This is a genomic window from Deinococcus marmoris DSM 12784, from assembly GCF_000701405.1.
Lineage (GTDB): Bacteria > Deinococcota > Deinococci > Deinococcales > Deinococcaceae > Deinococcus > Deinococcus marmoris.
The window spans coordinates 1-12,658 of record NZ_JNIV01000017.1; the positions used below are offsets into that span (position 1 = coordinate 1).

At 64.1% G+C, this 12,658-nt stretch carries 5 protein-coding genes and 1 pseudogene; 1 reads left to right on the forward strand and 5 read right to left on the reverse strand.

The features are described 5' to 3' along the window. A pseudogene (locus Q319_RS29080) lies at positions 1-97 on the forward strand (IS630 family transposase); the annotation flags it as partial. 213 nt (positions 98-310) lie between these two features. On the opposite strand, the gene Q319_RS0105655 reads toward Q319_RS29080, so the two are convergent. The 5 genes from Q319_RS0105655 to Q319_RS0105675 all read right to left on the reverse strand — a co-directional run bounded on the left by Q319_RS0105655 (position 311) and on the right by Q319_RS0105675 (position 12,484). Next, the gene (locus tag Q319_RS0105655) at positions 311-4,972 is read right to left on the reverse strand and encodes a DNA-directed RNA polymerase subunit beta' (RefSeq protein ID WP_029481090.1); all 4,662 of its coding nucleotides are present in this window, start codon (positions 4,970-4,972) and stop codon (positions 311-313) included. A gap of 127 nt (positions 4,973-5,099) precedes the next feature. Beyond that, the gene (rpoB, locus tag Q319_RS0105660; RefSeq protein ID WP_029481091.1) at positions 5,100-8,555 is read right to left on the reverse strand and encodes a DNA-directed RNA polymerase subunit beta; all 3,456 of its coding nucleotides are present in this window, start codon (positions 8,553-8,555) and stop codon (positions 5,100-5,102) included. Between the two features lie 566 nt (positions 8,556-9,121). Then, complete coding sequence (locus Q319_RS0105665; RefSeq protein WP_245618991.1) at positions 9,122-10,330, reverse strand: MFS transporter; 1,209 nt, start codon at positions 10,328-10,330, stop codon at positions 9,122-9,124. A gap of 118 nt (positions 10,331-10,448) precedes the next feature. After that, entirely contained in the window at positions 10,449-12,173 is a 1,725-nt protein-coding gene (locus tag Q319_RS0105670) for a sodium:solute symporter family protein (protein ID WP_029481093.1), read from the reverse strand. Further along, positions 12,173-12,484: a DUF4212 domain-containing protein gene (locus tag Q319_RS0105675; protein ID WP_156039188.1), complete on the reverse strand. Its 312-nt coding sequence runs from the start codon at positions 12,482-12,484 to the stop codon at positions 12,173-12,175. Before Q319_RS0105675 ends, Q319_RS0105670 begins: the two co-directional genes overlap by 1 nt. Between the last annotated feature and the right edge of the window lie 174 nt (positions 12,485-12,658).

Below are 12,658 nucleotides of genomic sequence, written 5' to 3' on the forward strand. Positions count from 1 at the left end.
TTGCTGTATCTCTCGCCCTACAGCCCGGATTTCAACCCGATTGAACTGCTGTTCTCCAAACTCAAAGCTCTGGTGCGCGGTGCAGCACCGCGCACCATTTCGGAGGTCATCTCCAGCATTGGGAGGGCACTTCAAGGAATCCAGTCCATGGAAATCCGAGCTTGGTTCAAGCACGCACATCCGAGACTTCTTTTGTGACAAATGCTCTAGTGTTGGGGACAACGAAGGCACACAACAAGAACACCCCCACCCGTTCCCAGGTGGGGGCTTTCGTTTAACCTCTCAGCGATTCAGCTTGAAGCTTCCGCGCTCAGTTAGTGTAGGTCACGTTCTCGTTGACCACACCTGGGCGGGTGTCGTCATAGCTGCGGTCCCCGGTGACGGAGTCGCTGCTGTTGTTGCTCTCACCGTACTTCTCCAGCGTGCGGTCATCGGCCACCTGCATGTCGCGTACGGTCAGCAGACCCGTGCCAGCGGGAATCAGCTTGCCCAGGATGACGTTTTCCTTCAGGCCGATCAGATCATCGACCTGGCCCTTCATGCTGGCCTCAGTCAGGACGTGGGTGGTGTGCTGGAACGACGCCGCGCTCAGCCAGCTCTTGGTGGTCAGGCTGCTCTTGGTGATGCCCAGCAGGACGGGCTTCCAGCTCGACGGCGTGGCGTCCTCGGGCAGGGCGTTGTTGGCCCCGTCCACTTCCCAGCGCTCGACGGTCTGGCCTTCCAGCAGATCGGTGCTGCCACCGTCCACGATTTCCACGTAGCGCAGCATCTGGCGAATGATCACTTCGATGTGCTTGTCGTGGACCTTCACACCTTGACTGCGGTACACGCGCTGCACTTCATCCACCAGATACTTCTGGGCGGACTCGTTGTCCTTGTACTCCAGCAGATCGTGGGGATTGACGGCCCCGCGCGTCAGTTGCTGACCGGCCTCGACGTGCGAGCCGTCCTTGATTTCGGGCAGCAGGCGGGTGGCGCGCGAGACCTTATGCAGCTTGCCGCTGAACTGGGCGTCGTCGGCCTCCACCTTGATCAGGTAGCGCTCGTCTTCCTCGGTGATGTGGATGACGCCAGTGGTATCGGCGATCAGGGCCGGAACCTTGGGCTTGCGAGCCTCGAACAGCTCGATCACGCGGGGCAGACCCATCGTGATGTCACCGCCGCCGCTGCCGGCAACGCCGCCAGTGTGGAAGGTGCGCATGGTGAGCTGCGTGCCGGGTTCACCGATGGATTCGGCGGCCACGACGCCCACGGCCTCGCCCATGCTGACCGGCTTGGCCTGCGACAGATCGTAGCCGTAGCACTTCTGGCACACGCCGCTCTTGACCCGGCAGTTCAGCGGGGTGCGGACGAAGATGTCCAGCAGAATCTTGGCATCCTTGGTAATCGCCTTGACATGCTCCAGCGACAGCATCTCGCCTTCGCGGATGGTGCTGCCGTCGGACAGTTCGATGTCTGCCGTCAGGGTGCGGCCATAGATGCTGGTCTCGATCTCGCTGGCCTTGCGGGCGCGCCACTCGCCGCTACGCTCGTCGGTTGCGCCCAGGCTGATGGTGCTGTAGTCGGTGGTTCCGCAGTCCACGTCGCGCACCACGACTTCATGGGCCACGTCCACCAGTTTGCGGGTCAGGTAGCCGGAGTCGGCGGTGCGCAGAGCCGTATCGGCCCCGCCCTTACGCGCGCCGTGCGTACTGATGAAGTATTCCAGCACGGTCAGGCCCTCGCGGAAGCTGGCCTTGATCGGCACCTCAATCGTCGATCCGTCGGGGCGGGCCATCAGGCCGCGCATACCAGCGAGCTGAGTGATCTGCTGGGCGTTACCACGCGCGCCGGACTGGCTCATGATCCACAGCGGGTTGAACGGGTAGTTCTGGCTGAAGTTGTCGAACATGGCGTTCTTGACCTCATCCTTGGTCTCGTTCCAGAGCTGCACCACCTGCTTGTAGCGCTCCTCGTTGGTCATGAAGCCGAACTCGTAGTTCTGCTCAATTTCCGCGACCTGCTCCTCGGCGCGGGCCAGGATCTCGCCCTTGCTGGGCGGAATCACGACGTCGTCGATGCCGATGGTGATGCCGGAAGAGGTGGACAGCTTGAAGCCGCTGTCCTTGAGGGCGTCCAGCAGTCCAGCGGTGGCCTCGATCCCGAGGTGCTTGAAGCAGGCCATCACCATGTCCTTGAGGTGATCCTTCTCGTACGCGGTGTCCAGGTTGACCAGGGTGTCCACCAACGCGGCCTGGGTACCCAGCGCTTCCTGCACCAGACGGCGGAACATCACGCGTCCGGCGCTGGTCTCGTAGATGGTGCCGTTCAGGCGGATGCGGACGTGATCCTGATAGTCAAGGCCGCCGCGCTCGACGGCCATGATGGCCTCGTCGGGGCTGGAGAAGTTGTACTTCAGGCGGCCCGGGCTGGTGGCCACGCCACGTACCGTGATCGGGCTGTTGAGGCTGACCGTCTCGGCTTCCAGTGCCTGCAAGGCGGCGTTCTCGTCGGTGAAGTCCGTGCCTGCACCCAGGTTGTCGTGCCGGAGCTGGGTCAGCGTGAAGATGCCGAGGATGATGTCGCGGCTGGGCTTGACGTTCGGCTCGCCGTTGGCGGGCGAGAGCAGGTTGTGCGAGGCCAGCATCTGAATGCGGGCTTCGGCCTGCGCCTGGGCGCTCAGCGGGACGTGAATCGCCATCTGGTCACCGTCGAAGTCGGCGTTGAAGGCTTCACAGACGAGGGGGTGAAGCTGGATGGACTGGCCTTCCACCAGGATCGGCTCGAAGGCCTGAATGCCCAGGCGGTGCAGGGTGGGCGCGCGGTTGAGCAGCACGACCTTGTCCTCAATCACCTCTTCCAGTGCGTCCCATACGCTGTCGCGGGTGTCGCGGTAGCGCTCGAGCATCTTGCGGGCCTGCTTGATGTTGGTGACCTCGCCCTTCTCTTCCAGCACTTTAAACAGGAACGGCTTGAACAGTTCCAGGGCCATGCGCTTGGGCACACCGCACTGGTGCAGCTTGAGCTGCGGGCCGACGACGATCACCGAGCGCCCGGAGTAGTCCACGCGCTTGCCCAGCAGGTTCTGGCGGAAGCGCCCCTGCTTGCCGCCCAGCAAATCGGTCAGCGAGCGCAGGCTGCGGTCACTACCGGGGTTGGTCACGGGGCTGCCGCGCCGTCCGTTGTCGATCAGGGCGTCCACGGCTTCCTGCAACATGCGCTTCTCGTTGCGGATGATCATGTCGGGCGCACCCTGGCCGATCAGCTTCTTGAGGCGGTTGTTGCGGTTGATCAGGCGGCGGTAGAGGTCATTCAGATCCGACGTGGCGAAGCGTCCGCCGTCCACCTGCACCATCGGGCGCAGATCGGGTGGCATGACCGGAACGGTGTTGAGGATCATCCACGAGGGGTGGTTGCCGCTGCGCTTGAAGGCGCGCGTGACTTCCAGACGCTTGCGCGACTTGGCCCGCTTGTGGCGCGAGGAGTCCTTCATCGCCTCGTTCAGCTCGGCTTCCAGCACGTCCAGATCGATATCGTCGAGAAGTTCCTTGACGGCCTCGGCGCCCATCTTGGCCTCGAAATCGTAGGACTCGATCACGCGCACCTGCTTGCGGACCAAGTCGATCTCGATGCGGCCCGAGATTTCGGAGCGCAGGTTACCGCCGTCGGCCAGCTCATCGCCGGGTTCCACGCGGTCCCCAATCACCACGAGGGGTTCGTCCTCGTAGGGGTAGACCTTGGCCTTGGACACGATGACACTGGCGGGGGCGTGCAGCGTGATGGTGCCGTTGGCCTCGGCGGTGATTTCCTCGGCGGTGTCGATGGCTCCCACAACGCGCTGACCGGCCTCGACATCGCTGCCGTCGCCGACCAGAACGTGCATGGTGGGGTTGATCGGGTACTCGGCGCGGCGGGTCCAGTGGGCGGTGACGGTGGGGTCACCCTTCTTGGGCAGCTTGACGGCGCTCAGGCGGCTGTCGCGGCTGACGCGCAGGCGCTGGCCGGATTTGGCCGAGGCCAGTTCCGCTCCAGCGTCAATAATCTCGCCGTGTGCCACCGCAACTTCCATGCCCTGCGGCACATAGATGCGGGCCAGGACTTCGCCCAGCGGCGTTTCGACTTCGATGTCCTCGCCATTCTCGTCCTGCTCGGCAGGGGCGGCATCCACGCTTTCGCGGATGACCACCATCACGGAATCCTCGCCCATCTCGCTCAGGAACGCAGTTCCGGCGACGGGGGCGGTGATGCTCACGTCAGCTTCCAGCTCGGCCAGGATTTCCCCGGCGCGGAAGGTTTCCTGATCCACCAGCACGTCGCTCGGCAGGGGCAGGGTGGCTTCCACTTCCTCGCGGTAGGCGATCTCGGCGCGGCGGGGGAAGCGGTACTGGGCCAGACCGTCCATCTTGGCGACCACGTTACCGCCCAGGGTCTGGCCGCGCGTGACGTACTCGCCGTCACCCACGACGGTTTCCTGACCGTTGGGGATGGTGTAGGTTTCCTGCCGCCCGAAGCGCAGTTCGCGGTACTCGTCGTCGGTCAGCAGTTCGCCGCGCTTGAGGGGCCGTCCGTCCTTCTGGGCGTTGCGGGGATCGGTCACCAGGAAGGAGGAAAAGTACAGCACCTTTTCCAGTTGCCCGGCGCTCAGGTCCAGCAGCGTGCCGATCTTGCTGGGGCTGTCCTTGACGTACCAGATGTGCGCGGCAGGCGTCGCCAGATCGATGTGGCCCATGCGGTAACGGCGCACCTTGCTGGACGTGACTTCCACACCGCAGCGCTCGCAGACCTTGCCCTCGTAACGCTGGCGCTTGTACTTGCCGCAGGCGCACTCGTAGTCCTTCTGTGGCCCGAAGATGCGCTCGTCGAACAGGCCCTCGCGCTCGGGCTTCAGGGTGCGGTAATTGATGGTTTCGGGCTTTTCAACCTCGCCAAAACTCCACTCACGGACTTTTTCCGGGCTGGCAATGGCGATACGGACTTTGCTGAAATCTTTCATTGAAACTCCTCTGGAGTTTTGTTAGACCGTTGGACTACCGGACGGTCTAACCGCAAAAGGCTTGAAGTATTGGGCTTTTTGACGGTCAGACCTTTGAATCTGTTGACAGCGCTCAGTTTGACAGCGCTCAGCGCTTGGGCATCATCCCTTCGAAGATGTCCACCGGGCGGTCCCCGGCGTCCAGCACTTCCACGTTCAGGCCCAGCGAGTGGAGTTCCTTGACCAGCACCTTGAAGGATTCGGGGATGGTGCTGCCCGAGACTTCCTCGCCCTTGACGATGCTCTGGTACGCGGCGTCGCGTCCGTCGATGTCGTCGGACTTGATGGTCAGCATTTCCTGGAGGGTGTGCGCCGCGCCGTAAGCTTCGAGCGCCCACACTTCCATCTCGCCGAAGCGCTGGCCGCCGAACTGCGCCTTACCGCCCAGCGGCTGCTGGGTGATCAGGCTGTAGGGGCCGGTGGAGCGGGCGTGCAGCTTGTCTTCCACCATGTGGTAGAGCTTCATGACATACATGGTGCCCACCACGACGGGGCCGCTGATCGGCTCGCCGCTGCGTCCATCGAACAGGATGCTCTTGCCGGTGCGGGCCAGACTCATCTGCGCGGCCTCGTAATCGACGCTGGCCTTGTTGATGACGCCCAGTTTCCCGGCGCGGTCCAGCACTTCCTGCTCGCGCTTGTCCAGCTCGAAGCCGTCGTCCTTGCGGGCCTGCAACCTCTCGGCGGCAGCGACTTCCAGCATTTCCTTGATGGTGGCTTCCGTGACCGAGTCGAACACCGGGGTCTCGAACTTCTGACCCGTCAGGCGCGCGACTTCGCCCAGGTGCGTTTCCAGAATCTGGCCCAGGTTCATGCGCGAGGGCACGCCCAGCGGGTTGAACACCAGATCGACGGGGGTGCCGTCTTCCAGGTAGGGCATGTCCTCGGGGGCCATGATCTTGGACACGACGCCCTTGTTGCCGTGGCGGTTGGCGACCTTATCGCCCACCTGCAACTGACGCTTCTGGGCCACGTACACGCGGACCATCTCGCGCACGCCGGGCTTGAGGTCCACGCCCTCGTCGCCGCGGCGGAAGCGCACGGTCTTGACGACGATGCCGCCCTGACCGGACTGCACGCGCAGCGAGGTGTCCTTCACTTCACGGGCCTTCTCGCCGAAGATCGAGCGCAGCAGACGTTCTTCCGGGGTGGGTTCGGACTCGCCCTTGAACGAGGTCTTGCCCACCAGAATGTCGCCGGGCTTGACTTCAGCACCCACACGCACGATGCCGTCCTCGTCGAGGTCGCGCAGGGCAGCCTCGGACAGACCGGGGATGTCGCGCGTGATCTTCTCTGGCCCCAGCTTGGTATCACGGGCGTCGACCTCGTCCTTCTCGATATGGACGGAGGTGTAGAAGTCCTTGCGGATCAGACCCTCGTTGATGCAGATGGCATCCTCGAAGTTGTAGCCGTCGAAGGGCATGATCGCGATGGTGATGTTCTGTCCCAGCGCCAGGCGGCCCCGGTCACTGGCCGGGCCGTCGGCGATGACCTGTCCGGCCTTGATCTCGTCGCCCAGGCTGACAATCGGGTGCTGATCGAGGTTGGTGCCCTGGTTGCTGCGGGTGAAACGCACCAGCTCAAAGGTACGGACATTGCCTGTGACCATGCCGGCGGCGGCAGAGTCCTCGGCCAGCGTGATCTGGATGGCGCGGGCGTCCACGTAGGTCACGCGGCCCGTCACGTCGCTGACGACGCTGGTACCGGAATCGGTGACGACGCGGCGCTCGACGCCCGTGCCCACGGCGGGGCTGTCGGCGCGCACGAGGGGCACCGCCTGCGACTGCATGTTGGAACCCATGAGGGCGCGGTTGGCGTCGTCGTGCTCCAGGAAGGGAATCAGCGAGGTGTTGATACTGACGATCTGCTTGGGCGACACGTCCATGTAGTCGACTTCGTCGGGCGTGTACCAGAGGGGATCGCCCTTGCGGCGGGCCAGCACGCGCTCGTCGGCAAAGGTGTTGTCGGCGTTCAGCGGACTGTTGGCCTGCGCCACCGTGTACCGGTCCTCGATGTCGGCGGTCATGTACTCCACCGTCTCGCTGACGTTGCCGTCTTTCACGCGGCGGTACGGAGCCTCGATAAAGCCCAGCGGGTTGACCTTGGCATACGAGGCCAGCGAGGAGATCAGGCCGATGTTGGCGCCTTCCGGCGTTTCGATCGGGCAGATGCGCCCGTAGTGCGTGCGGTGAACGTCGCGCACGTCGAAGCCCGCGCGCTCACGCGTCAACCCGCCTGGCCCCAGCGCGGAGATGCGGCGCTTGTGGCGCAAATCCGACAGTGGGTTGGTCTGGTCCTTGAACTGTGACAGTTGGCTGCGTCCGAAGAACTCGCGCATGGCCGCCACGATGGGGCGGTTGTTGACCAGCTTGGTGGGGGTGGCGGCGTCGGGGTTGCCCAGCAGCATGCGCTCACGCACACCACGCGCCATGCGGCCCATGCCCACACGGAGCTGATCGGCCAGCAGTTCGCCCACAGTGCGCACGCGGCGGTTGCCCAGGTGATCGATGTCGTCCTCGCCCACGGGAACGTCGTGCATCTTGCCTTCCGGCCCCATCATGGAGACGGTGGCGTGGCCGTGGTGCAGCGCCATCAGGTAGCGAATGGTGTCCACCAGTCCGGCGTCGCTGAACTTGCCGTCCGCGAAGGTCAGCAGGGTGTACTCCTGACGGTCCAGCCCCAGCTTGCGGTTCATCTTGAAACGGCCCGGCTTGCCCAGATCGTAGCGGCGGGGATCGGCCAGCAGACCGTAGAGGTACTGGGTGGCCTTGTCGCGCTTGGGCGGGTCGCCCGGACGCAACACCGTGAACAGACGCAGCAGGGCCTCATCCGCACCCATGCCTGCACTCTTGTCCTCGGCAGGTTCGGGGTTGGTGTCGAATTCGCTGAACAGCGCCTTCAGGCTCGCGTCGTCATAGCCCAGCACGCGCAGCAGCATCGCCACGGGGAACTTGCGCTTGTTGACCTTCATTTCCATCACGCCGCCCACGACTTCCAGCTCGATCCAGGGACCGCGCTTGGGCATGGGGATGATCGCGCCGGTGTACAGCTTCTTGATGCCCTTGTAGCTGGACGTGAAGTACACGCCGGGGCTGCGGTGGATCTGCGAGATCACCACGCGGTCTGCGCCGTTGATGACGAACGAGCCGTCGCCGGTCATCAGGGGCAGATCGCCCAGGAACACCTGGTCTTCCTTGATCAGACCGCTGTCCTTGTGGATCAGTTGCAGCTTGGCGTACATCGGGGCCTGATAGGTCAGGTCCTTCTCGCGGCACTCCTCGGGGGTGTAAGGCGGGTCACCCAGGCGGTATTCCAGGTAATCCAGCACCAGGCCCGTGCTGCGGCCCTTCTCGGTTTCGTCGATGGGGAAGACTTCCTTGAAGGCGCTCTGGAGACCCACGTTGTCGCGCTTGTCCGGTGCACGGTCCGCCTGCAAAAACGCGCGGAAGGAGTTGACCTGAATCTCGGTCAGGTTGGGAAGCGGGATGACCTCAGTGATCTCGCCGAACCGTTCAATGCGGGACTCTTTACCGATAAAACTCATGCACACCTCGCACGCACCCTGCGGTCTATTGCTCACGGCCTTCTCGGGGCGGAAAAAGACCTTTGTAACCCTTGGTACTGTAGAATCGAACTGCAATCGAGCCTGGGAAAGTGGAGTTGGCGAACGTCAGAAACGGCGCAGTCAGGACTCGCAACCTCCCCGGCTGCGTTCCTGTCATTGGGCGTTAATTTTGAAAACTGGGAATTACCAATTCACTCCTGCCTAACCCATCCTGGTTGGCCACAGGTGAATATATACCGCGTGGGTCAGCGCTGTCAAGAGAGGGCGGTGGCCGATTGCGAAGGCTGGTGGGCGGACCCCTGACACCGTGTTTTGAAAGTCGTCTCGTGCTTAACAGGGGTCGTGCTTAACAGGGGGCGTCTGGATGGCGCTTGCGTTTCCCCCTCCCAGCCTCTCGCGGTGGGAGCTGTACCAGTCCCCCGCAGAGGGGAGAGGAGCAAAAAGTCACCAGTGGTGGGGAGTCAGAAAATCCCAAGACCCTTTCAAAACACGCTCTGAGGTCGCACCTGAAATTCCCAAAAAGTGATCACGATCCTGGCCCACTCTCACGTCCGCAATTTGAGACGCAGGCCCGCCAGCAGGGCGAGGGCCAGCACCGTGATGCCCAGCAGCGACAGCGGAATGGCCGATGGCCCGAAGGTGTCCCGCAGCGTGCCGATCATCGGCGCGGCCAGCACGGGTCCCAGGAAGGCCCCGGCAAACACGAGCGTGGGGGCCTGGCTGCCCGGCAGCACGCGGGTCATCCACACCAGCCCGGTGGTAAAGACCGGGGCCAGGAACAGTCCGGTCAGGGCGTAGGCCAGCACCGCCAGCGACGGCACGGCGGCCAGCGCCAGACTGCCTGCGGCCAGCAGCAACGCCGCCGTGACCAGCCGCGCCGGGGGGACGCGCAGGGCCAGCGGTGCGGAGATCAGCCGCCCCACGGTGAAACTGATCCAGAACAGGGCCGAGAGCTGGGCCGCCGTGCTGGTGGCGAGGCCCAGGGTGGCTTGCAGGTGAGTGACTTCCCAGGCCCCCACTCCACCCTCCACGGCAACGTAAGCCATGAAGAAGAGAATAAAGCCGCCCAGCAGGAGATAAGACGGCTTAACGGAGGCCGGGGCAGGCGAGGCGGCCACTTGGGGCGTGCCAGTCGGCAGCACCAGCAGGGCCAGCAGCAGCGCGGCGGCCAGTGCGCCGCAGACCAGCAGAGGCAACTGAAAGTCCCCGTCCGCCAGACCCACGGCCAGCGGAGCCAGCACCGCACCCACCCCGAAACTGGCGCTGAGCAGGTTGAGCATGGCGGCGCTGCGCTTCCCGTAGCTGCCGGAGATCCAGACGTTGAGGGTCAGGTCCAGCATGCCGAAGCCCACGCCCAGCGTTGCGGCAGCCAGCAGCGCCAGGGCAAAGCCGGGAGCGAAGGCCAGACCCAGACAGCCCACAGCCACCACGGCGGCAGCCGTCAGGGAGCGCACCTGCGGGGATTGCCGCCCGGCCAGCAGCCCGACCAGGATGACGCCGCAAAAGGCCCCCAGGGAATTCGCGCTGAGCAGCCAGGCCACGCCGCTGGCCCGCAGGCCGAACTGCTCTCCCAGTCGGGGCAGGGACGGTCCCAGGATCGGGTAGATCAGGCCCAGCACAAAAAAACCCAGCAGGCCGATGGTGGCTAGGTGCCGGGGTGCAGAAGGTGCCGTGGCGTTCAGGGTCATAAACTCGGTGCAGTAGAGCATGCGCGCCGCAGGCTGGACGACTGCCGACTTGACGGCCCAGGGCACACAAAAAAGGGGAAGGAAGAGGAGGCATTGCTGCCCACTCTCCCTCTCTTTCCTTGCCCTTCGGTGGTTCCGTCCAGTAATTCTGCGCCCAGTGACTCTACTCTCGGCGGCTCTACTCTCAGTGGCTCTGCGCTTCGGTCAGCGTGCCCGAGGGATAGCGCACGCTTTCCACCAGTTCCTGCACCTGGGCGCTGGGGGCCGGGGTCAGGCGGCTGACCGCGAAGGCCACCACGAAGTTGATGATCATGCCCACCGTGCCGATGCCGGTGGTGCTGATGCCTAAGAACAGGTCGGCGGGCGCGCCCGTGCCGCCCAGGCTGGGGGTGAAGTTGATGATGTAGACCAGCGTGAAGCCCAGACCCAGCAGCAGCCCGGCCATCGCGCCCTGCCAGTTCATGCGCTTGTCGAAGATGCCCAGCACCAGCAGCGGGAAAAAGGACGCGGCGGCCAGTCCGAAGGCCAGGGCGACGACCTGCGCCACGAAGCCCGGCGGATTGATGCCGAAATACCCGGCGGCGATGGCGGCCACCCCCACCGTGATCCGCCCGGCCAGCAGCCGCGCGCCCTCGCTGGCATTGGGATTGACCAGCTTGTAATAGATGTCGTGCGCCACGGCCCCGGACACGGTAATCAACAGTCCCGAGGCCGTGGAGAGTGCGGCGGCCAGTCCCCCGGCAGCAACCAGCGCGATCAGGAAGGGGCTGAGGTTGGCGACCTCGGGCGTGGCCAGCACCAGAATATCGTTGTCGATGTACAGCTCGTTGGCGTTGGCCGGATCAGGCTTGGTGAAGTCGTTGCCGCCTGTCGCGGTCTTGAGGAAAGCGGCCCCCGGCCTGTACTGCATCAGGCCGTCGCCGTTCTTGTCGCTGAAGACCACCAGACTGGTCTTTTCCCAGTTCTTGAACCACGCCGGGGCGCTGGCGTAGGGTTTGTTTTCCAGGCTGTCGATCAGGTTGGTCTTGGCGAAGATCGCCAGGGCGGGCACAGTGGTGTACAGGATAGAGATGAAGACGATGGCCCAGATGGCGCTGGTGCGCGCGCCCTGCACGGTGGGCGTGGTGTAAAAGCGCGTGATGACGTGCGGCAGGCCCGCCGTGCCGACCATCAGGGCCATGGTGATGGCAAAGATGTCCAGATTGGTCTTGTTCTGCGCGGTGTAGGCCGGGAAGCCCAGCTCCCGTTGCAGGTTGTCCAGATCGCCCACGATGTTCAGGAAGCCCAGTTGCGGAATCGGGTTGCCGCTGAGTTGCAGGCTGATGGCGGCGGCAGGAATGATGAAGGCCAGGATCAGCACGATGTACTGCGACACCTGCGTCCAAGTGATGCCCTTCATGCCCGACAGGCTGGCGTACACGAAGACCAGGAAGACCCCGATGACCACGCCGGTGGTGATGTCGGTGTTCAGGAAGCGGCTGAAGACCACGCCCACGCCGCGCATCTGCCCGGCCACGTACACGAACGAGATCAGGATGGCGGTGAGCGCGGCCAGCGCCCGCAGCGCCTGCGAGCCGTAGCGGTCCCCCACGAAGTCCGGCACCGTGAATTTGCCGAAACGGCGCAGGAAAGGTGCGATCAGCAGGGCCAGCAACACGTAACCGCCGGTCCAGCCCATCAGGTACACCGAGCCGTCATAGCCGCTGAAGGCGATGATGCCCGTGATCGACAGGAAACTGGCCGCGCTCATCCAGTCGGCGGCAATGGCCATGCCGTTCCACAATGGCGGAATGCCCTGCCCGGCGATATAGAAGCTGCGGGTGTCGCGGACCCGCGTGGCCAGGGCGATGCCGATGTACAAGCTGAAGGTGAGGGCCACCAGAATGTAGGTCCAGACCTGAACCGACATCAGCCGTCCACCCCGGTGGCCCGGTCCAGTGCATTCATGCGGAAGGCGTAGATAGCGATCAGGATGATAAAGACGTAGATCGATCCCTGCTGCGCGATCCAGAAGCCCAGCGGGGCCTGCCCCACCCTGACGGCGTTCAGGTTGTCAGAGAAGATGATGCCCAGCAGATAAGGGACCACGAACCACACGGCCAGCAGAATCAGGGTCAGGGTCAGGTTGCTGCGCCAGTAGCCCAGGCGCTGCTCAGCCGTCAGGCCGCTGTGGGCTGGGCCGGGTGGGGCGGTAGACGTGGAACCGGGCGGCTGGGTCATGTCGTTCTCCTCTTGGGGCAGGGCGGGTTCGGACCTCAGGGATACGGACGGCAACGGGGAATGTTCCCGCACGCTGGGTCAGACGCTCGCCGTCTCCTGCGCAAACGGGCCAGAACCCGACCACCGACGCTTCACCCATCCTTGGTTTTGTCCGTGGCGACACAATACCTGTTT

What these genes read in the sequence shown, in the direction of transcription:
- Q319_RS0105670 (WP_029481093.1), bottom strand. Translation starts at nt 12,173, where the DNA reads ATGTCGGTTCAGGTCTGGACCTACATTCTGGTGGCCCTCACCTTCAGC.
- rpoB (WP_029481091.1), bottom strand. Translation starts at nt 8,555, where the DNA reads ATGAGTTTTATCGGTAAAGAGTCCCGCATTGAACGGTTCGGCGAGATC.
- Q319_RS0105675 (WP_156039188.1), bottom strand. Translation starts at nt 12,484, where the DNA reads ATGACCCAGCCGCCCGGTTCCACGTCTACCGCCCCACCCGGCCCAGCC.
- Q319_RS0105655 (WP_029481090.1), bottom strand. Translation starts at nt 4,972, where the DNA reads ATGAAAGATTTCAGCAAAGTCCGTATCGCCATTGCCAGCCCGGAAAAA.